Annotated in this window: 16 protein-coding genes and 1 tRNA gene; 11 read left to right on the forward strand and 6 right to left on the reverse strand. The window is 65.2% G+C overall.

Features of this window, described 5'->3' with window-relative positions; genetic code table 11:
• Position 1 precedes the first annotated feature (1 nt).
• From ACO06X_RS15115 to ACO06X_RS15135, 5 genes are all read right to left on the reverse strand, one after another.
• Positions 2-2281 (reverse strand): TonB-dependent receptor, encoded by a 2280-nt coding sequence (locus ACO06X_RS15115; RefSeq protein WP_421837047.1) that lies wholly within the window; start codon positions 2279-2281, stop codon positions 2-4.
• Between the two features lie 614 nt (positions 2282-2895).
• A tRNA-Gly gene (locus ACO06X_RS15120) sits at positions 2896-2969 on the reverse strand.
• Between the two features lie 115 nt (positions 2970-3084).
• Positions 3085-3501 carry a PaaI family thioesterase gene (locus ACO06X_RS15125; RefSeq protein ID WP_421837048.1) on the reverse strand — a complete coding sequence of 139 codons (417 nt, stop codon included), beginning with the start codon at positions 3499-3501 and terminating at the stop codon, positions 3085-3087.
• Positions 3498-4406, reverse strand: coding sequence for an alpha/beta fold hydrolase (locus tag ACO06X_RS15130; protein WP_421837049.1), 909 nt, complete (start codon positions 4404-4406; stop codon positions 3498-3500). Before ACO06X_RS15130 ends, ACO06X_RS15125 begins: the two co-directional genes overlap by 4 nt.
• Positions 4406-4831 carry a DUF4267 domain-containing protein gene (locus ACO06X_RS15135; RefSeq protein ID WP_421837050.1) on the reverse strand — a complete coding sequence of 142 codons (426 nt, stop codon included), beginning with the start codon at positions 4829-4831 and terminating at the stop codon, positions 4406-4408. Before ACO06X_RS15135 ends, ACO06X_RS15130 begins: the two co-directional genes overlap by 1 nt.
• Before the next feature lie 103 nt (positions 4832-4934).
• Between ACO06X_RS15135 and ACO06X_RS15140 the strand changes: the two genes are divergently transcribed.
• From ACO06X_RS15140 to ACO06X_RS15175, 8 genes are all read left to right on the forward strand, one after another.
• Positions 4935-5807 (forward strand): LysR family transcriptional regulator, encoded by an 873-nt coding sequence (locus ACO06X_RS15140; protein WP_421839926.1) that lies wholly within the window; start codon positions 4935-4937, stop codon positions 5805-5807.
• 81 nt (positions 5808-5888) lie between these two features.
• Positions 5889-6590, forward strand: a complete 702-nt coding sequence (locus tag ACO06X_RS15145) for a glutathione S-transferase N-terminal domain-containing protein (protein WP_421837051.1) — start codon at positions 5889-5891, stop codon at positions 6588-6590.
• Positions 6587-7207, forward strand: a complete 621-nt coding sequence (locus tag ACO06X_RS15150) for a 2-hydroxychromene-2-carboxylate isomerase (RefSeq protein ID WP_421837052.1) — start codon at positions 6587-6589, stop codon at positions 7205-7207. Before ACO06X_RS15145 ends, ACO06X_RS15150 begins: the two co-directional genes overlap by 4 nt.
• Positions 7208-7282: 75 nt before the next feature.
• Positions 7283-8992: a magnesium-protoporphyrin IX monomethyl ester anaerobic oxidative cyclase gene (gene bchE, locus ACO06X_RS15155; RefSeq protein ID WP_421837053.1), complete on the forward strand. Its 1710-nt coding sequence runs from the start codon at positions 7283-7285 to the stop codon at positions 8990-8992.
• Positions 8989-9564, forward strand: a complete 576-nt coding sequence (bchJ, locus tag ACO06X_RS15160; RefSeq protein WP_421837054.1) for a bacteriochlorophyll 4-vinyl reductase — start codon at positions 8989-8991, stop codon at positions 9562-9564. Before bchE ends, bchJ begins: the two co-directional genes overlap by 4 nt.
• Positions 9565-9633: 69 nt before the next feature.
• The gene (locus ACO06X_RS15165) at positions 9634-10809 is read left to right on the forward strand and encodes an iron-containing alcohol dehydrogenase (RefSeq protein ID WP_421837055.1); all 1176 of its coding nucleotides are present in this window, start codon (positions 9634-9636) and stop codon (positions 10807-10809) included.
• Positions 10809-11483 (forward strand): TetR/AcrR family transcriptional regulator, encoded by a 675-nt coding sequence (locus ACO06X_RS15170; protein WP_421837056.1) that lies wholly within the window; start codon positions 10809-10811, stop codon positions 11481-11483. Before ACO06X_RS15165 ends, ACO06X_RS15170 begins: the two co-directional genes overlap by 1 nt.
• On the forward strand, positions 11476-13092 hold the full coding sequence (locus ACO06X_RS15175) for an AMP-binding protein (RefSeq protein ID WP_421837057.1): 1617 nt from the start codon (positions 11476-11478) through the stop codon (positions 13090-13092). Before ACO06X_RS15170 ends, ACO06X_RS15175 begins: the two co-directional genes overlap by 8 nt.
• 46 nt (positions 13093-13138) lie before the next feature.
• On the opposite strand, the gene ACO06X_RS15180 is transcribed toward ACO06X_RS15175, so the two are convergent.
• The gene (locus ACO06X_RS15180) at positions 13139-15406 is read right to left on the reverse strand and encodes a TonB-dependent receptor (protein WP_421837058.1); all 2268 of its coding nucleotides are present in this window, start codon (positions 15404-15406) and stop codon (positions 13139-13141) included.
• 111 nt (positions 15407-15517) lie between these two features.
• Between ACO06X_RS15180 and ACO06X_RS15185 the strand changes: the two genes are divergently transcribed.
• The 3 genes from ACO06X_RS15185 to ACO06X_RS15195 all read left to right on the forward strand — a co-directional run bounded on the left by ACO06X_RS15185 (position 15518) and on the right by ACO06X_RS15195 (position 21183).
• Entirely contained in the window at positions 15518-17479 is a 1962-nt protein-coding gene (locus tag ACO06X_RS15185) for a flavin-containing monooxygenase (RefSeq protein ID WP_421837059.1), read from the forward strand.
• Complete coding sequence (locus ACO06X_RS15190) at positions 17476-18693, forward strand: serine hydrolase domain-containing protein (protein WP_421837060.1); 1218 nt, start codon at positions 17476-17478, stop codon at positions 18691-18693. The genes ACO06X_RS15185 and ACO06X_RS15190 overlap by 4 nt, the downstream gene beginning before the upstream one ends.
• Positions 18694-18825: 132 nt before the next feature.
• Complete coding sequence (locus ACO06X_RS15195; RefSeq protein WP_421837061.1) at positions 18826-21183, forward strand: BTAD domain-containing putative transcriptional regulator; 2358 nt, start codon at positions 18826-18828, stop codon at positions 21181-21183.
• Positions 21184-21190 lie beyond the last annotated feature (7 nt).

The following is a 21190-nucleotide window of genomic DNA, read 5'->3' on the forward strand; positions in this document are numbered from 1 at the left end:
ATCAGTACCGGAAGCTCACCCGCGCGCCGATCACGCGCGGCGAGCCCTGATAGTAGAGCACATTGCCAGTGAGCGGATCGCCGCCGCCGGGATTGCTGGCGTTGGGCGCATAGAAGATCGACAGCGGCACGAAAGTGTTGGTCACGTTTTCCGCATAGACCTCGAAACGGGCAGACCCGATCGTGGCGCCCGCGCGCAGATCGAGCGTGGTATAGGCGGGGATCTGCTCCACCGGGGTCCCGATGCGCAGCAGGCCCGAAAGCGCATTGCCGCGGTGGGTGACAGAGGCGCGCGCAAAGCCTTCGACCTTGTCCGTCACCGGGAAGCTGTAGTTGATCGATCCGCTCGCGGTGAAATTTGCTGTGCCGGGAATGCGCGCTTCCTTGATCAGCGCACCCGATGCGATGACATCCTTGAGCTTGCTGGAAATGATCGTGGTGTTGGCTGCGAGCACAAGGCCTTTGCTCACTTCGTAGCTGGCATCGAGATCGACGCCGTAGCTGCGCGCGGAGCCGGCGTTGCCGATCACTTCGCCCACGCCGCCGGTGCCTTCCTTGGTCACCACCTGCAGGTTCGACCAGTCGTTGTAGAACACTGCCGCATTGAACCGGCCGCCCGTGCCGAACTGGGTCTTCACACCCGCCTCGTAGGCGCTGAGCCGTTCGGACTTGAAAATCTGGTCCGCCGGTGTGGCGCCGGCCACGAGCACGAAGAGATCGTTCTGCCCGCCGGAGCGGAAGCCCCGGCTGAACGCGATGTACGCAGAAACGTCGCTGTTGGGCTGCCAGCGCAGGGACACGCGCGGGTTGAACACGTTGTCCTCGCCCTTCGAGCCGAATGTCTGCGGGAAGGGCAGGCCGCTGAACAGGCTGGTCGCGAGTGTCGCGGACTTGCGCTTGTCGTTGAAATAGCGCGCGCCGGCAAGCAATTGGAACTTGGGCGTTACATCGAACGTGCCCTCGGCAAAGGCCGCGATCTGGCGCGAGTTGCTGGTGGTCTGGGCATCGAGATCACCCGAGCCGGGGAGCGTATAGCCGCACAGCCCGCCGCACAGGATATTGGCGATCCCCGCCGGGGTCAGCGGCTCCTGCGGGCCGCGGATGCGGAAGCCCACATCGCGGTTGCGGTAGAAGCCGCCGGCAGTGAGCTGGAACGGCCCCTTGAACGCCGAGACAAAGCGCAGCTCCTGATTGAATTCCTTGACCCGTAGTGTGTTGTCGGTGCGCGATCCCTGGAACACGAACTGGCCACCGCTCAGCGGCACGCCGATCTGATTGGCGAGCGCAATGATGCCGAACTGGTCGGTGGTCTGGTCGATCCGGCGCTTGAAATAATTGCTCGAGGACAGGAACGTGCCGAAATCAGCCTTCTGTTCGAGCACGAGGCTGTACATCTCGAAATCGTCGGTCATCCCGACTTTGCCGGACGAGAAATAGCCGGTGCCGTCGCGTCCGCCGCGATTGGGATAGCCGCGGTCGGCGCGGCTGAGGAGCACCGAGGCCGTGGCTTTGAAGCTATCGTTCGGCGTGATCGCCAGCGCGGCGCGGCCTCCCCACGAATCGGCACCATTGGCATCGGGGGTGGTGGTGGATTTCGTCCAGATCGTCTTCACATCGGGCGCAGCGGGGCCGAGAATGGGATTGGGCTGCGGCAGGAACCGTGCGGTGACGGTGGCGGCGGTGCGGTCGATCCAGCCCGCGTCCTGCTGCCAGAAGCCGACGACGCGCAGCGCGACCTTGTCCTTCACGATGGGCAGGTTGACCATGCCGTTCACGCTGCCATTGGTGCCGCCGCGCATGACCGCGCCGACATTGCCCTCGATCGCGCCGGCCACTTTCCCGGCATCGGGCTTGTTCGTGACCACACGGATCGTGCCCGCGAGCGAGCCTTCGCCGAAGATCGTGCCTTGCGGCCCGCGCAGCACTTCGAGCCGCGCGGCATCGAATACCGCCGCCTGCGGGAAGAACCCGCCGACCGAGAAGGGTGCGTCATCGATATAGAGGCCGACAGCCGTGCCAGTGGTGCCGTTGATATTGCTCGTGTTGAGTTCGGCAATGCCGCGAATGGCGATGGCACCGGTGCCGGTCTGCTCGGTGCGGAATTCGACGCCGGCCACATCCTGCAGCGCGGTGCCGATATCGGTGGCACCGGCGGCGCGAAGCTGTTCCTCGGTAAGGACGTTGATGGCGATGGGCACGTCCTGCACGCTTTGCGCACGCTGGTTTGCCGTCACGATGATTTCGTTGTCCTGCGTCTGCTGCGCCGCAGCGGGGGCAGCCATGACCAAAGTCGCCAGAGCTGACGAGACCAACAGTGTGCTTCGTGCTTGAACCATTCCCGCCTCCAATCGCCGCGTCATCACCATCTGGCACCCTGCGCCAACCCGGGGCAGGCACCGAACCGGGGCAGTCCGTGTTCGGATTTGCCTCCCAGTCGGCCTTGTGGCCATTTAATGACCCGATAGTCATGTTGAATTGCCGTTAAACCGGCGTCAAGCCCCTTGTTTGCGATGATTGGAGATTTCCAGGGCTCGCGTTGCGAAAGAAAAATGACCTAATGGTCATATTAAATGAGGCGGATCTGAGTTTGGGAGGATTCTTGCCAGAGCACCCCTTTCGCCGCGCTATGTCAGCCGAAATGGCGAGCCGCTTGAAACAGGCCATCGAGGCCGATCGAAGGCGGTCGGCAGTCTTCTGGGGCAGATTCCATCGCGGAAACATGCGCACTGCTGCGATGAAGTGATGCCTCCAAAGCTGAGCGCGGTCGCGCACCTGCCAGCAGAGCGCCGCTGTCGCCGATCTTTCAAGGTTTGACCCTAAGCGACCGGCCGGGGCTAAAACGCCACCAAGCTCTGCAGATTTCAACGAAGCCGGTGACCGCCGCGGTACAGGAAAGTGGAGCGGGTGAAGGGAATCGAACCCTCGTATTCAGCTTGGGAAGCTGCTGCTCTACCATTGAGCTACACCCGCGCACGGACCGGCTGACAGCCAGATTCGGCGGCGATGCCGGAGGCGCCGTATGGCGGGATCGCTGGCGCGCATCAAGCCCCTTTAGTATGCCGGACGGGCTGGAAAGCCTCCGGGGCTACCTCGTCAGGATGCGAAACGTGGCGCTGGCCTTGGCGATGAGGGCATCGTCCGCGAACACGCGGGCATCGGCGAAGGCGAGTGTCTTGCCGAGGCGGGTGGGGGCGGCGCGCACTTCGAGCCATTGGCCGACCTTACCCGTGCTCATTAAATCGACCGAGAGATTGATCGTCAGCGCCGAGGCATTCTCCAGCAGGAGCACGCAGGCGAGGCCCATCGCGTTGTCGGCAAGAGCCGAAATCACGCCGCCGTGCAGCAAGCCGCGCGCGTTGCAGTGGGGCGTGTCGATCCTCAGCGCGAGCACGAAGAGATCATCGGCGCGCCGCATGTAGAGCGGCTCCCATGGGTCGGTGACCGGGCTTTGGCGGAAGTGCCGCGCGAAGCCGTCGGGTATGCCGGGGGCGATGCTTGTCATGTCCGGTCCAGGAATGCGGTGATCGCTGCGAACACGAGCGCCGGGTCTTCGAGCTCCGGTGTATGGCCGAGTGCATCGAAGGTGACCTGCTCGACCCCGTCATAGAGCCGCGCGAGCGAGTGGGCGTTGCCGGCCGGATGCGAGCCATCGGCGGCGCCCCAGATCGAGAGCATGGGCTGGGGCGGGCGCGGCAGTTCGGGGCGAGGGGCGAGGTAGATCTGGTAGGCGCTGGCAAGCGACCACAGTGCGCCATGGCTGAAAGACCGCTCAGCGCATGCGCAGAAGTCCGCGATGCGTTCCTTGCGGCCGACCGAGAGCACATACCACTGCGGCATGCGGCGCGGGGCGAGGCGGCGCATTGCGAGCTGGCCGATGATCGGGCGGGCGAGAATGCCCTTGGGATCGCGCCCGGCCTTCCAGATCGCGAAGGCCTCCGTGCCGCCGCCCTGGATCAGGCACAAGTGCGAGGCGAGTTCCGGCATGCGGCGGGCGATATCGAGCGCGGCGAGGCTGGCGGCGCAGGAGAAGGCAAAGACGCAGCCGGACCCGCAGACCGCGCGGATGAAGCCGGCGAGGTCGTCATTGGTTTCGGTGAAGCCGAAGCCGTACCCGCTCGCGGCCGCAGTGAAGCCCATGGCGGGCAATTCGACCACCACGACGCGGAAGCGTTCGGAGAACATGGCCAGCAGCGGGGCATAGACCTCGATGGTCATCGGGGGATCGACGGTGAAGACGATGGTCTGCCCCGAGCCAGCTTCCAGATAGCGATATTGCACTAGCGGGGTAGAATGGAAGCGCACCGCCGGGGTGGCCGTTGCAGGCCAGCCCGTGCGGAACCGGGCCATGCGCGCCGCGCCGTTCCACGTATCGAGGCGCGCGCCGAGCCGGGCCAGCAGACCGGGCATCAGGCGCTCCGTTCGGCAGCTTGATGGCGCGCCGCGTGCGAGAGGAAGAACCACGCCGCGATAAGGAACGCCGCGATTCCGAGATGGCGGGCGACGATCGCGGTCGGCGCGCCAGCGTGCGCGGTGAGCCAGGCATCGCCGAGCGGCATCACCAGCGCGGCGAGCGCCGTCCAACGCAGCGCGGCGAAATCCTGCCGGATCAGCAGGATCGTGGTGATAACCGCGATGAAGCCGGCGCGCAGGCCATAGACCTGGACCCATGCCGCCGCTTCCGTTCCCGCCAGCGGCAGGCCCATGTAGGTGGCAAAGCCGAGCGGATTGGCGAAGGTGCGAACTGCATTGAGGCCTTGGAGTGCGGCGATGGCGACGGCCAGCCAGAACCCGATGGTGCGCATGCCGCGCAGACCCGCCTGTCTGTCATTCATTGTGTTGATCTCCCACGATTGCCCGGTGGGTTACGGCATTGCGAGAGGGCTGTAATTTTGCGATATCGCAAACCGCTTTTCTGTTTACGCGAGGATTCGGGGCATCACCGTCAATCCGCAAGACCTTGCCGATCTTATCGCCATCCGCGAGGCAGGCACGCTGAGCGCGGCGGCCAAGGCGCGCGGGGTGGCCATTTCCACCGTTTCGCGCCGGATCGAGACGCTGGAGGCTGCGCTCGGCCTCTCGTTGGTGGACCGCCGCGCAGATGGTGTGTGGCTGACTCCCGGCGGGCTCGCGATTGCCGAGGCGGCCGAGCCGCTGGCAGAGCAACTGCTGCGTGTGCGCCGGGTGGCGGACAGCTTGCGCAAGGGCGGTGCGCAGGTGCCGGTGCGGATATCGGCGACCGAGTTCGTGATCTCCGACGTGCTGGCCCCGGCGCTCGACCGGCTGTGGGCGAGCGGGGCGGATTTTCCGGTGCACCTGCAATCGCAGGCCGATGTTGTCAGCCTTGCGGGGCGTGACGCCGATCTTGCGATCCGCATGGTCCGCCCCGAAGGCGCGAGCCTCTATGCGCGGCGGCTGGCCGAGATCCGGCTGGGGTTCTTTGCGGCCCCGGCCTATCTGGCGGGGCGGGCGGCGGACACGATCGACCTCGGGGCCGAACGGCTGCTCGTCTATGATGACAGCTACGGGCGCCTTCCGGAACTGGAGTGGATCGCCCGTCGCGGTCTGGACGAGAGCGTCGTGATGCGCACGGGGAGCACGCGCGCGTTGCTGACGGCGGCGCTGTGCGGGGCCGGAATTGCCTTTCTGCCCGCACCATTTGCGGCACGGACGGGGACGCTGGTCGAAATTCCGCTGCCGGCTGCCCTGCCGACGCGGCAGCCCTGGCTAATCGTCCACCGCGACTTGCGCGGGCTGCCGGCCATCAAGCTGATCCAGAAGTGGATCGTGGCGACCTTTGCAAACCTGTAGGTTTTGGCAGGCGCGCGCGCCGTTGCATGCGCGCCGCCGCCGTGGGATGCCTTGCGCCGCTGGCCAGATGCAGGAGCGGTGATGATCGAATTGCTGAGCGCGCCCACGCCGAACGGGTGGAAGATCTCCATCATGCTCGAGGAATGCGGCCTTCCGTATGAGGTGAAGTGGATCAACCTCGGCAAGGGCGAGCAGTTCGCGCCCGAGTTTCTGGCGGTGAGCCCCAACAACCGGATTCCTGCAATCATCGACCATGAACCGGCAGATGGGGGCGAACCGGTGCCGGTGTTCGAGACCGGGGCAATCCTCGTTTATCTGGCGGAGAAGACCGGGCAGTTCCTCCCCACCGATCCGCGCGGGCGCAAGGCGGTGATGGAGTGGCTGTTCTGGCAGGTCGGCGGGCTGGGGCCGATGCTGGGGCAGCACGGGCATTTCCGGCTCTATGCGCCCGAGCGGATTGCCTATGCCACCGAGCGGTATCGCGCCGAGGCGCTGCGGCTTTACGGGGTGCTCGACCGGCAACTGGCGCGGCAGGAGCATGTGGCGGGCGAGGCCTATTCGATTGCCGACATGGCCTGCTTCCCGTGGATTCAGACGTGGAAGGCGCAAGGGATTCCGCTGGAGGAATTTGCGGCACTGAAATCGTGGTATGATCGGCTGAAGGAGCGCCCGGGCCTGCGGCGCGGGATGGCAGTGGGGCGCGAGCGGATCAACAAGCGGCCGCAGGACGATGCCGAGACGCGGCGGGTGCTGTTCGGGATCAAGGATGAGGAAAAGCCATGAGCGTGCGAGTCGAGTTTTTCTATGACCTGTCCTCGCCGTGGACACGATTGGCGTTCCACAATTTCCGCGCAGCCATTGCGGGGCGCGATGTGGCCGTCACCTGGCGGCCGTTTCTGGTCGGCGGGGTGTTCAACGCGGTGAACCAGAGCGTGTATGAAAGCCGCGCCAACCCGGACAATCCGAAGTTCCGGCTGAGCTTCGTGTGGCTGAAGGAATGGGCGAAGCTGGCGGGGCTTAGGATGAATTTCCCCTCGGAGTTCCATCCGGTGAAGTCGGTCCACGCCATGCGGTTCTGCTGCGCTTTGGCGGAGCAGCCTGAGGTTTTGCTGCGCTTCAGCGAGGCGGCGTTCGAGGCCTATTTCGGCGACGCGCGCAATATCGATGATCCGGAAGTGCTGGTGGATATTGCCAATGCCTGCGGGCTCGATGGCGCGGCGCTGCGGGCCGCAGCGGGGAGCGATGCGGTGAAGGCGCGGCTGCGCGCGAACACTGACGAGGCGATTGCGCGCGGGGCCTATGGTTCGCCGACGATCTTCGTCGATGGCGCCTTCATGTACTTCGGCAATGATCAGCTGCCGCTGGTGATGCAGCGGATCGCGATGGTGGAGGCCGGCTGAGCGCAGTTGCGCTGGATCAATGATCCGGTGTCCAGAAGTGTGGAGTTTCGATCTGTCCAGTTGGAGTGACAGATCATGCGCATTCTTCTCGTTCATCCGAACTACCATTCCGGCGGCGCGGAGATTGCGGGCAACTGGCCTCCCGCCTGGGCGGCTTATCTCGCGGGGGCGCTGCGCGGGGCGGGCTACGACGACGTTCATTTCATCGATGCGATGACCGACCATGTCGATGACGCGGCCCTCGAAGCGCGCATCCGCGAACTGAAGCCCGATGTGGTCGGCACCACCGCGATCACGCCCTCGATCTACAAGGCCGAGGAAACGCTGAAGATCGCCAAGAAGGTCTCGCCCGCGATCATCACGATGCTGGGCGGTGTGCATGCGACTTTCATGTTCAAGCAGGTGCTGACCGAGGCGCCGTGGATCGATGTGATCGTGCGCGGGGAAGGGGAGGAAATCCTGCTCGAACTCGTGCGCGCCATCGACGACGGGCGCTGGCCATTGGCGCGTCATGAAATCGAGGGGCTGGCCTTCCTCGATGGGGCAGACATCATCGCCACCAAGGCCGCGCCGACGGTCAAGGACCTCGAAAAGATCAAGCCCGACTGGGGCATTCTGGAGTGGGGCAAATACATCTACATCCCGCTCGGCAAGCGGGTGGCGATCCCCAACATGGCGCGGGGCTGCCCGTTCACCTGCTCGTTCTGCTCGCAGTGGAAGTTCTGGCGCGATTACCGCATCCGCGATCCCAAGGCGGTGGTCGACGAGATCGAGACGCTGGTGAACGACCACGACGTCGGCTTCTTCATCCTTGCCGACGAGGAACCCACGATCAACCGCAAGAAGTTCATCGCCTTCTGCGAGGAGCTGATCGCGCGGGGCCTGCCGGAGAAGATCCAGTGGGGCATCAACACCCGTGTCACCGATATCCTGCGTGATGAGGAATACCTCGCGCTATACCGCAAGGCGGGCTTGGTCCACGTCTCCCTGGGCACCGAGGCGGCTGCGCAGTTGAAGCTCGATCTGTTCAACAAGGAAACCACGGTCGAGCAGAACAAGAAGGCGATCCGCCTGCTGCGCGAGGCGGACATTCTGGTCGAGGCGCAGTTCATCGTGGGGCTGGAGAACGAGACGGCGGAGACGCTGGAAGAGACCTACCGCATGGCGATGGACTGGAAGCCGGACCTCGCCAACTGGTCGATGTATACGCCCTGGCCGTTTTCCAACCTGTTCGAGGAACTGGGCGACAAGGTCGAGATCCACGATTTCGACAAGTACAACTTCGTCACCCCGATCATCAGACCCGCCGCGATGGACCGGGCCGAACTGCTCGACCGGGTGATGAACAACTATCGCCGGCTCTATATGCGCAAGGCGCTGTTTTCCTATCCGTGGCAAGGGACGGGATACCGGCGCAAGTACCTGCTCGGCTGCCTCAAGGCGTTCCTCAAGGCGGGCTTCCAGCGCACGTTCTATGATCTGGGCCGGGTGAACTACTGGGGGCCGCAATCGAAGAAGGGCGTCGATTTCAAGTTCGACCGCACCCGCACCCGCACCAACCACCGCGCCGAAACCGGCGATTGGCAGGCGGTGGCAGAGACCAGCCGGAAGGCGGCGAAGCGCGAGGCGGTGGTTCATGAGGCTGCCGGCGTGATCAAGGCCTGCGGCGGCGGGACAGAGCAACTGACCGACGAGGAAGCCGATGCGTTAAATGCGCTGCCCGCGAGGGGCGATCTGCCGCCTACCCGAGGTGACGCGCCGGGGCGGAGCGGGGCGCATATATGACGGCGCTGGCCGGAAAGGTCGGCCCCAACGCGATCATTCAGCTCGCCGATGTGCTGGCCGACCGGATCGGGCTGGAGGAGCGCGCGGCGACATTGCGTGCGGCGGGGCTGGCCAAGTATCTCGCCGCCGATCCCGAACGGATGACCGACGAGCGCGAGGCAGCTGCGCTACACCGGGTGGTGCAATCGCGGCGTGCGGGCGATTGGGACGAGCTTTCGTGGGAAGCGGGAGAGCGGACCGCCGAGTACCTGCTCGAAAACCGCATTCCCAAGGGCGCACAGTGGCTGCTGAAGCGCCTGCCACCTGCGTGGTCTGCCCACATGCTGCTGCGGGCGATCCGCGCGCATGCCTGGACCTTTGCCGGTTCGGGGGCGTTTTCGGCCCGGATGGAGCGCGGCGCGGTGGTCATCTCCATCGCGGACAATCCGATCGCCATGCCGGGATGCCCGTGGCACCGGGGCGTCTTCACCCGGCTGTTTCGGGAACTGGTGAGCCCCCGCGTGCTGGTGCGGCACGATCACTGCTGCGCGCAGGGCGCCCCCGCCTGCAATTTCGTGATCGGCTGGACCTGATCACCAGTTGACCCGTATTCCACAATTGCTACCAAGCAGTATAAACAAAGCAATAGTGGGAGAGCGGCGATGGTTACAGCCTCACAGGTCATGCTCACGGCGACCGAGCGCGTCACACTGGGCGTCCCGGCAGCCGAAGCGGTTGCGCAGGAAGCAGCGGCGCGCGGTGCCAAGCGCGTTTTCATTCTCGCCAGCAGCTACCTCAATCGCAAGACCGACGAGATCCGCCGCATCGAGGCCGCGCTGGGCGAACGCCACGCCGCGACGCACGACGGCATCCAGCCCCATGCACCGCGCAGCGATGTGCTTGCAGCGGCCAATGCCGCGCGGGCTGCGGGGGCCGATCTGGTCGTCACCGTGGGCGGCGGTTCCGTCACCGATGCGGGCAAGATCCTGCTGATCTGCCTCAAGCACAACATCACCACGATCGAAGGCTTCGACGATTACCGTGTGCGGGTGGATGATACCGGCGCAATGGTGATCCCCGAATTCGACGGGCCGGACGTGCGCGCGATCTGCGTGCCGACGACGCTTTCGGGCGGCGAGTTCAACCCGCTTTCGGGCGCGACGGACGAGGCGATCAAGCTCAAGCAGGCCTATACCCAGCGCGAAATGGTGCCCGTTTGCGTCGTGCTCGATCCCGCGATCACGGTGCACACGCCCGAATGGCTGTGGCTCTCCACCGGCGTGCGCGCGGTCGACCATGCGACCGAGACGCTGGCCTCGTTCCTCTCCAACGATTTCTGCGACGGCATTGCCGATAGCGCGCTGCGGCTGCTCGCGGCGGGGCTCCCGGCGGTGAAGGCGGACCCCGCCGACCTCGACGCGCGTCTCAAGTGCCAGATCGGCGCGTGGCAATCGATGATCCCGATTATCGGCGGCGTGCCGATGGGGGCAAGCCATGCCATCGGCCATGTGCTGGGCGGCACCTGCGATGTGCCCCATGGCCACACCAGCTGCGTGATGTCACCCTATGTCCAGGCGTTCAATGCGCCGGTGAACGGCGAGCGGCAGAAGCGCATCAGCGCCTGCCTCGGCGATGCTTCGCGGCCCGCGCCCGAACTGCTCGACAAGCTGATCCGCGGGCTGGGAATGCCGCGCAGCCTCAAGGAAGTGGGCGTGCGCGAGGATCAGCTCCAGCTGATCTCCGAATACACGCTGGAGGACATCTGGGGCCGCACCAACCCGCGTACGATCAGGACGGCGGCGGACGTGATGGAAATCTTGCGGACCGCGATGGGCTGATGCACAAACTCGCCGACATGACGGACATGGCGGAGCTGATGGACAAGCCGAAGAAGAAGCGTGCCGCCTCCCAGCTCAAGGACGAAATCACCGCCTACAAGCGGCGGCGCATCCTCGAGGAAGCCAGCCACTTCTTTTTCCTCAACGGCTATGAAGCGACGACGCTGGATTCGGTGGCCGAGCAGCTCAACGTGACGAAGCCCTTCATCTATTCGTACTACAAGAACAAGGGCGAGCTGCTCTACGAGATCTGCCAGACGGGCATCCAGCTTTCGCTGACCGCGCTGGAAGAGGCGCTTTCTGTGGAAGGCACGGCGAGCGAGCAGCTGAAAATCGTGGTCGAGCGGGTGGCGCGGATCATCATCGAGAACCAGCGCTATGTGACGGTCTACCTGCGCGAGGAAAAGAGCCTGCTGCCCGAAGACGCGCGGCGCATCCGCGATCTGCGCCATACCTTCGATACCAAGCTGGCCGCGCTGCTGGAGAAGGGGCGCAAGTCTGGCGAGTTCGATGTGGCGGCGCCTTCGCGCACCGCGATCTGGGTCTCGGGCCTCTTGAGCTGGATCGCGCTTTGGTATCACGAGGGCGGGCGCTGGTCGGCCACCGAAGTGGTGATGGACGCGATCACCATGGTGCAGAAGATGGTGCAGCCGGCAGGGGGCAAGCATGCCTGAGGTGAAGGGCCACACCGATCCGCGTGTGCTGGATCGTCGTCGCTGCGTGCTGCGCTACCTTATCGAAGATTTCGCGGCCTCGCAGCCCGATGCGGTCTATGCCGTGTTCGAGGATGGCGGACAGTGGACTTATGCCGAGCTGCGCGAACTGGTGGTGCGCAAGGCGGCGGGTCTTGCCAAGCTCGGCGTAAAGCGCGGGGATCATGTTGCCGTCTGGCTGCCCAACGGGCGCGAGGCGCTGATCACGTTTTATGCGATCAATTACCTCGGCGGCGTGTTCGTGCCGTTCAACACCGCCTATCGCGGCGCGATCCTCGAGCATGTGCTGGCTAATTCGGATGCCACGGTGCTGGTGGCGCATGGCGGACTGCTGGACCGGCTGGAGGGCGCGGATACCGCCGCGGTGACGACCATTGTGCAACTGGGCGAGGGGAGCGCCCCGGCGCGCTTTGCTGTCCATGCCTTTGCCGATGTGACGGGCGAGGAAGCGGACCTCGCGCCGCTGGATCGCCCGATCGAGCCGTGGGATACGCAGTCGATCATCTACACCTCGGGCACCACAGGGCCGTCCAAGGGCGTGCTCTCTTCCTACCTGCACCTCTACACCAATGCCGGGCCGGAGAGCTGGCACTTCGTGGGCCGCGAGGATCGCTTCCTCGTCAACATGCCGGTGTTCCATATCGGCGGCCTCGGCATTCCTTTCGTGATGCTGGCGCGCGGCGGCTCGATTGCGTTGATGGAGAACTTCTCCACCGACACATTCTGGGATTTCGTGAAGCGCACCGGCTGCACCACGATCTTCCTCCTGGGCGTGATGGCGACTTTCCTGATCAAGCGCCCGCCGGGGCCGGAGGATACGGGCCACGGCGTGCGCAAGGCCTTCATGGTGCCGCTGACCGAGGCGGCGGGGCCGTTCCACGAGCGCTTCGGGATCGACGTCTACACGATCTTCAACATGACCGAGATTTCCTCGCCCATCGTCTCCGAGCCCAATCCGGTGAAGCTGGGCACGTGCGGAAAGATCCGCCCGGGGGTCGATGTGCGGCTGGTCGATGCCAACGATTGCGAAGTGCCGGTGGGCACGGTGGGCGAGATGATCGTGCGCACCGACCGGCCCTGGGCGATGAACCACGGCTATCACAAGAACTCCGAAGCCACCGCGAAAGCCTGGCGCAACGGCTGGTTCCACACAGGCGACGCGTTCCGCTGCGATGCGGAGGGCTATTTCTACTTCGTCGACCGCGTGAAGGACGCGATCCGGCGGAGGGGCGAAAACATTTCCTCATTCGAAGTGGAGAGCGACGTAACCGCGCACCCCGATGTGCGCGAGGCGGCGGTGATCGGCGTGCCGAGCGAGTATTCGGAAGACGAGGTGATGGCCGTGATCGCCCCGGTGCCGGGCGCGAGCATCGACCCGGTGAAGCTCTCGGAATTCCTGGCGGCGCGGATGCCCTACTTCATGGTGCCGCGCTATGTCCGGATCATGCCCGAACTGCCCAAGACGCCGACGGCCAAGGTGATGAAGGCCGAATTGCGCGCCGAGGGGATCACGCCCGATACATGGGACCGCGAAAAGGCAGGGATGCGGCTGAAGAAAGAGCGGCTTTAGACGAAGGGGAGGAGCACGCTCCTCCCCTTCGCGTTGTAGCCAGCCCTCAGAAATTCACCCCGAACGTCACGCCATAGGTACGCGGCGGGGCGACCGAGCCGACGCGGACGCTGCTGAACAGCGGGGCGGTGATGATGTTGTTGGTGATGACCAGCTTGTTGGCGAGGTTGCGGCCCCAGATGTCGACCGACCACTTGTCGTTCGCCGAGGTGAAGCGCAGCCCCGCGTTGATCAGCGCATAGGGCGCCTGCGTCGCATCGGCATTGTTGAACTCGGTGAAGAAGACGCGGTCCTGCCAGTTTACTTCGGCGCGCGCGTTGAGCTTGCCCGCCGAGCCGATGGGGATATCGTAGTCCGCACCGGCGCGGAACGAGAATTCCGGCGCGTTGGAGAGGCGGTTGCCCGCCACGCTGATCTGCTTGAAGGCCTGCCGGTAATCGCCGGTGGTGAACTTGCGGTACTTGGCATTGAGGTAGGTGCCGAAGAGTTCGAGCGTCAGGCCCGGCAGCGGCTTGGCGCGCAGTTCGGCCTCGATGCCATAGTTGCGGGCTGATGCGGCGTTGACCGTGGTGACGACGCTGCTCGCATCGACGAAGCCGACCTGCAGGTCGGTGTAGTTCATGTAGAACGCGGCAAGATTGGCCTGCAGCTTGCGATCTGCCGTCGCGGTCTTGAGGCCGACTTCATAGCTCCAGACGTATTCGGGGTTGATCACGTCGTTGCGCGAGCCGACGTTGATCACGCCCGATTTGAAGCCGCGCGTGACCGAGGCGTAGACCAGCGTGGCATCATTGGCCTGATAGTTGAGCGTGACCGTGGGGGTGAAGGCGTTCCAGCTCTTGGCCTTGTCGGTGTTCACGCTGCCAAGGAAATCGAACGTGCCGACGCCTTTGCGCTTTTCGTGGCTGAAGCGGCCGCCGGCGGTGAGCTTGAGCTTGTCGGTCAGCGCGTAGGAGCCCTGCGCATAGAAGCCCAGCGCATCGATGGTGACGGTGCCGTTCTGCAGGTAATTCAGGCTGTCGAAGGCGTTGTCGGGGACGAACGGCGGCACCTGGCCGGCGATCTTGAGCAGCACGGCAAGGTTGGTCAGCGGCACGCGCACTTCGCCGTAGAGGTTCTCGTGGAAGTACATCGCGCCCAGCAGCACATCGAGCTTCTCGGTCTTGTAATGGCCGACCAGTTCCTGGCTGAAGGTCTTGCTGTTCTCGATGTAGTTGTTCTGTCCGAACATGTTGGCGTCGGACGCGTCGAGGTCGTCGCGGTTGAAGCGCTTGAACTTGTGGTACGAAGTGATCGACTTCACGTCCCAGTCGCCTGGAGTCCACGCGATGGTGCCGGTGAAGCTGTGGCCGTCACGCTGGTTGAGCGGTTCCTGATCGGACCAGATGTTGCGGATACTGGCGGGGCGGCCTGCCGCTGCCGCGACCGTGAACAGCGATTTGCCGCCGAGGATCGAGCCGAGCAGGTTCTCCGGCGCCACCGTGGGGCCGAAGTAGTGGAATGCGTAGTTGCTGTCGTCCTCGTGGAAGTATTCGCCCGAGAGCGTGATTTCCACGTCGTCCGCAGGCCTCGCGAGGATCGTTCCGCGCAAGGCATATGCATCGCGGTTGTCGATGTCCTTGCCGGTAAACTCGTTGATGCCATAGCCGTCGCGGCGGTCGTACTTGCCGGCGATGCGCACCATCAGCTTGTCGCCCGAGATGGGACCGCCGACCGCGCCTTCGATGGCGACGGCGTTGTAGTTGCCATAGCTGCCGCGCAGGTAGCCATCGAGCTGGTCGGTCGGCTTCTTGGTGATGAGGTTGATCGCGCCCGCCGTGGCGCCGCGGCCATAGAGCGTGCCCTGCGGCCCGCGCAGCACTTCGACGCGTTCGAGATCATAGAAGCCCGAAAGCTGCGCAGCGGGGCGGGCGATCTGCGCGCCGTCCTGCAGGAAGGCGACGCCGCCGTCTGCGCCGAGATCGATCGAGGTGAGGCCGATGCCGCGAATGAAGATGCGGTTCACGCCGAACTGATCGCCCACCGAAAGGTTGGGGATCGCGGTGGCGAGCGACTGGACGTCCTTGACCCCGCCAACGCCGAGATCGGCGGCCGAGACGGCGGAAACCGAAGCGGCGACTTTCGACAGCGATTCCGAACTGCGCGTGGCCGTCACCACGATATCCGCAAGGCCCTCGGTCGGCTGAGCGGCAGTCTGGGCGGCTTCCTGCGCCACGGCGGGCGCGGCGATCAGCGCGCCGCCTGCGAGCAGCACGGCCAGCGCGGTGCGGCGCAGATTCGAATCGACATGTGCGGAAAACTGGCTGCGAACCATCTTCTATCCCCTCATCCCCCGCAGTATTGAAACTGCGTACCTTTTTTATCTACTGGTGCGTAGATACCTGTTCCGCTAGGTAGATGGCAAGTGATAATCAGGGAGAGTGGCTTGACCACGCTGAAATTGGAAAGCCTGGCCCCGGCCGGAGACCCGGTCGATCTGGCCGCGCTCGCTGCCGATCCCGCTGCTCTGCGCGCCGCGCTGGCAGAAGCCGACGCTGCCACGCTGATGCTTGTGCTGGTGCAACTGACGGGCGATCACGGTCTGCTTGATCGCGCACGGCCGCACATCACCGGGCCGATGAATTACCACGAGGCGATGCCCGATGACTTGCGTGCGGAGATCCGCGAGCGGCTCGAGGCGACGCTGCTCGATTACGCGCGCACCGGCGATCCGCTGCCGCCGCTGCCCGAAGGCGATTTCCTGCAGGACATGCTGTCCACCGCCGTCGGCGAGCACGTGAGCGCGGACTATACCGCGATGATGCGCGAGGATCTGGAAGCCGCCCAGCCCGATCCGCGCGGGCTGATCTGGCGCAAACGCCCTGCGCCCGCCGCGCTCGAAAGTTTCCCGGTGGTGATCATCGGCGCTGGCATGTCTGGCGTGTGCGCCGCGATCCGGCTGGGGCAGGCGGGCATTCCCTACACGCTGATCGAGAAGAACGCGGCGGTCGGCGGCAGCTGGTACGAGAATTTCTATCCGGGCTGCGGGGTCGATACCCCCAACCACTTCTATTCCTACTCGTTCGAACTGAACCACGAATGGTCGCACTTCTTCGCCAAGCGCGACGAGCTGTGGACCTATTTCGAGCGCGCGACCGACAAGTACGGCATTCGCGAGCACATCCGCTTCGAGACCGAAGTAAGCGCGGCGACCTACGACAGCGCCTCCGGCACCTGGGACGTGGCGACGCGGGATGCGTCCGGCGCGGTCACCCACATCAAGGCGCGCGCAGTGATCTCGGCGGTCGGCGTGCTCAACCGGCCCAAGCTGCCTGAGATCGAGGGGCGCGAGACTTTTGCCGGCACTGCGCTCCACACCGCGCAGTGGGAAGAGGGGCTGGACCTCAAAGGCAAGCGCGTGGTGATGATCGGTACCGGCGCTTCAGGCCAGCAGGTCGGCCCGACGATCGCGCCCGATGTGGCCAAGCTCACCATCCTGCAGCGTTCGCCGCATTGGGTGGTGCCCAATCCGAACTACTTCGCCGAAGTGTCCGAAGGGATGAAGTGGGTGCTCGCTCACGTGCCCTTCTTCGCGCGGTGGTACCGCTTTCAGCTGTTCTGGGCCTTTGCCGATGGCCTCCATGCCTCGCTGCAGGTCGACCCGGCGTGGGACGACGGCGGCAAATCGATCAACCAGGTCAATGCGCGGCACCGCCAGTTCATGGAGCGCTATCTGCGCGGCAAGCTGGCGGGCCGCGAGGACCTGATTGCCAAGTGCACGCCGAGTTACCCGCCCTATGGCAAGCGCATCCTCGTCGACAACAACTGGTACGACATGCTGCTGCGGCCCAATGTCGATCTGGTCACGGGCGGGATTGCGAAGATCGTGCCCGAAGGTGTGATCATGGCCGATGGCACCCTGATCGAGGCCGATGTGATCATCTACGCGACCGGTTTTCAGGCCAGCAAGATGCTCGCGCCCATGACGATCACCGGCGAGGGTGGGCGCGATCTTCATGCACTCTGGGGTCCGGATGATGCCACCGCGTATATCGGTACGATGGTTCCGGGCTTCCCGAATTTCTTCATGCTGATGGGCCCCAACACCGGGCTCGCACATGGCGGAAACGTCATCTTCATCACCGAATGCCAGATGCGCCTGATCCTGACCGCGCTGCGCGAGGTGCTGGAGACGGGGGCAAAAGCCATCGACGTGAAGCCGGCGGCGCACGATGCCTATGTCGCCGATGTCGATGAGCGGCATGCTCGCATGGTCTGGACCCACAAGGGCCTCACCAACTGGTATCGCAACGATGCGGGCCGCGTCTTTGCGCTTCTGCCCTATCGGCTGGTCGACTACTGGAAGATGACCAAGACCTTCAAGCCAGAGGATTTCAGCCTGACATGAGCGCGATTGCGATCGAACTGGCCGATGGCCGCATGATTTCCGGCAGCTGCGATGCGCAGTTCACCGGGGTGCTGGCCGAGTTTCGCCGCAATTTCGAGGAGCGCAAGGAGCAGGGTGCGAGCGTTGCGATCACGCTGGGCGGGCGTATGGTGGTCGACTTGTGGGGAGGGCTCGCGAAACCGGAGACGGGTGAGGCGTGGGGCCGCGACACGGTCTCGATAGTCTATTCCTGCACCAAGGCGGCGACGGCGCTGTGCCTCCACATGCTCGTCGATCAGGGCAAGGTTTCGTACGAGACGCTGGTCGGCGAAATCTGGCCGGAATTCGCCAGCGGCGGCAAGGAAGCAACCACCGTCGGCATGATGCTGGCGCACACTTCACCGGTCCCCCATTTGCGCGACCCCATCCGCACGGGCGGGCTTGCCGACTGGGACTACATGACCGCGCGCGTCGCCGCCGAACCCGCGCACTGGGAGCCGGGCACACGGCAGGGCTATCACGGTGTAACCTACGCATGGACAGTGGGGCAGATCGTGCGCCTCGTTGCCGGCATGCCGATGGGGCAGTATTTCCGCGAGAAAATTGCCGGGCCGCTTGGGCTCGATTTCCATATCGGTCTGCCGGAAAGCGAGGAGCCGCGCGTCGCGCCGATGATCGCGCCCGATCCGGCGGAAGTGAACTTCACCTCGGCCTTCTTCCGCGCCGCGACCACGCAGCCGGGGAGCTTGCCCAACCTGTTCCTCACCAACCTTGGCGGGGCGGACTTCAACTCGCGCGAGGTTCATGCGGCGGAAATCGGCAGCGCCAACGGCATCACCAATGCGCGCGGGCTTGCCGGCATGTACGCACCGCTGGCGAACGGTGGGGGCACTCTGCTTTCGCCGGACCGGGTGCGCCGCATGGGCCGCGTCAGCGCCGCGACGCACAGCGACGCGGTGCTGTGCCAGCCGATGCGCTTTGCCATGGGTTTCATGATGAGCACCGACAACCGGGAATCCGGCGCTGACAGCCTGATCCTCGGCGAAAGCGCGTTCGGCCATGTCGGCATGGGAGGCAGCGTTGGCTTTGCCGATCCGGCGCAGGGGCTGAGCATGGGCTACACCATGAATCGGATGGGTGCAGGCATTCTCGTCAATGCACGCGGACAGGCGCTGATCGACGCGGTATACCGGGCCGTGGGCATGGCTTCCGATGCAAGCGGGGCGTGGCGATAGCGGCGCACCCGACTTGCGCCAATTTCCCTATCAGGCAATGGTTTGACATAAGTGGCGAACAATAACTTGTCGCCAAAACGGCACAATCCGCGCTAATGTTACCTAAGTGACAGGGGCGGGCACAAGATTCGCATGGGTGCGGTAACGACAGAACTTGGGCGCGAAACGGCCGCCAATGCCCGTTTCGACGTTCAGCTGATCGGCCCGTTCCGCCTTTCAGGGCCCGATCGCGCGGCCATTCCGATTCAGGGCCGCCGCACCCGCGCCTTGCTCGCCACCTTGGTGCTTGCCCCGCAGCAGTCGATGGGGCGCGAGCGGCTCGCTGGCCTGTTCTGGGGTGATCGCAGCGATGCGCAGGCGCGCGCCAGCCTGCGCCAGTGCCTGCTCGAACTGCGCGGCGTGCTTGCTTCCGGTGGCGGCAGCGATGCCGATCACGTCATCGCGACGCGAGAGACGGTCGCGCTCGTCCCGGGCGCCTTCACCTGCGACGCCCTCGTCTTGCGCCATGCGCTGGGGGGTGAGGACTGGGAAGCGGCGGCGCGCCTGATCGACGGAGCCGGCACCGCGCCGCTGCTGCAGGACCTCGAACTCGGCGGAGCCTATGGCGAGTGGCTCGATATGGCCCGCGCCGAAATCGATGCGCGCATGGCCGATGGGCTTGCCCGGCATCTGGCTGCGCGCGAAAGTGCGGGTGATTGGGCCGCTGTCAAGGCACTGGCTGCCGCATGGCTACGCCGCGATTCGCTGAGCGAACCGGCCGTGGCCGCGCTCATCCGGGCCGAGATTGCAACCGGCGCGCGGGCAGCGGCGCACATCCGCTATCAGGCTTTCCGAGATCTGCTCGCTGCCGAGATCGGTGTCGCTCCCGGTCCGCTGGTCGATGCCGCGCTGCGCAGCGAAGCGAGCGTCGAGCCGCTCGTGGTGGCAGCGGAAGCGGTGTCACCTAAGGCGGCCGCATCGGCACCGCCTTCGCCGGGCGGTGCGCTGGTGCTCGCCGTGCTCGCCTTCGACAATCTGTCCTCCGATCCCGATCTCGCCGATTTTTGCGATGGTGTTTCGGAAGAGATCCAGCGCACCGTCGCGCGCGGCACCGGGATCGCGGTGGTCGCGCGCGCATCCAGCTTCCAGTTCCGCGGGGCTGACAAGGGCGTCGCCCAGGTCTCCGCTGCGCTTGGCGCCTCGCACCTGCTCGATGGTTCGGTGCGGCGCAGCGGCACGCGCCTGCGCATCACGGCCGAACTCGTCGAGTGCGCCAGCCACCGTGCGGTGTGGAGCGAGCGGTTCGACGGCGATCTCGAGGATGTCCTCGCGCTGGAGGATTCGATCGCCGAGCAGGTGGCCACCGCGCTTCAGCTCACGCTGCTGCCGCGCACGCCGACACCGGCGCTGGAGCCGGCGACTTACGAACGCTTTCTGCGCGCGCGGGGCCTGCTTGCCGATGGCGATGCGCAGTTCGACAATACCGCACGCGAGGCCGTGCCGCTGCTCGAAGCGGTTACGGCAGATGCGCCAGGCCATGCCCCGGCGTGGGAAATGCTCGCGCTCGCCCGCGCGCTCGTGCTGCGTTCGGGGCGCAGCACGCAGCCTTTTGCCGAGGCGCGGGAGGCCGTGGTCGTGGCCGCGAAGACGGCGCTCCGGCTCGATCCGCGCCGCGGCGGGGCCTACCGTGCGCTCGCCATGCTCGAGCCGTGGGGGCACCATTCGGCGCGCGAGAAGCTGCTGCGCCAGGCGCTGGAAGTCGCCCCGCGCGATCCTGCCACGCTGACTGACATGAGCGATTTCTGCTGGGGCGTCGGCCGCTTCCGCGATGCGCTCGCCTATGCCGAGCAGGCCTGCGAGCTCAATCCGCTGATGCCCGCAGCGCGGCTCCATGTGGCGCAGATGCGCGCCTATGTCGGCGATTACGATACCTCGGTAAGCATGCTGGAGGAGCTGCACCTGCGCTGGCCGCAGAATGCCGGTATCCTGATGGCGCTGCTCAACTGGGCGGGGTCACTCGGCTATCCCGATGTCTACTATCGCCATATCAGCGCGATCGATGGTTTCGAAGGCTGGCAGGGGCGCGATCTTGCTGCCGTGCGGGCCTATGTCGAAGCCGTGTTCTCAAAGGACATGAACGTGAAGCTGTCGCGCGCGGCGCGCTATCGGGGCCTGCTCGAAGCGACCGGCACGATCACGCTGAGCCTGCCCACCGGCCTCGGTTTCATCGGCCTTCCGGATGAGGCCTTCGAAATGGTCGAGCAGGCCGACTACAGCCACGTGTTCGACCCGGCCGGGCCGAGCCCAAGCCTGTTTTACCCTGGCGTGGCGCTCGGCCCGTGGAGCTGCCTGCTTTCGCACCCGCGCTTCGTCCGCGTGTGCCACAGGCTCGGCCTGTGCCGCTATTGGCAGGATACCGGCCAGTGGCCGGATTGCGCGGCCTGGGTGCCGTTCGATTTCAAGTCCGCGGTTCGCCGCGTGGTTGAAGCAGGGCCTGCGCCCGGCGAGTAAAAGCCAT

Source organism: Novosphingobium sp. (assembly GCF_965229225.1).
Taxonomy (GTDB): domain Bacteria; phylum Pseudomonadota; class Alphaproteobacteria; order Sphingomonadales; family Sphingomonadaceae; genus Novosphingobium.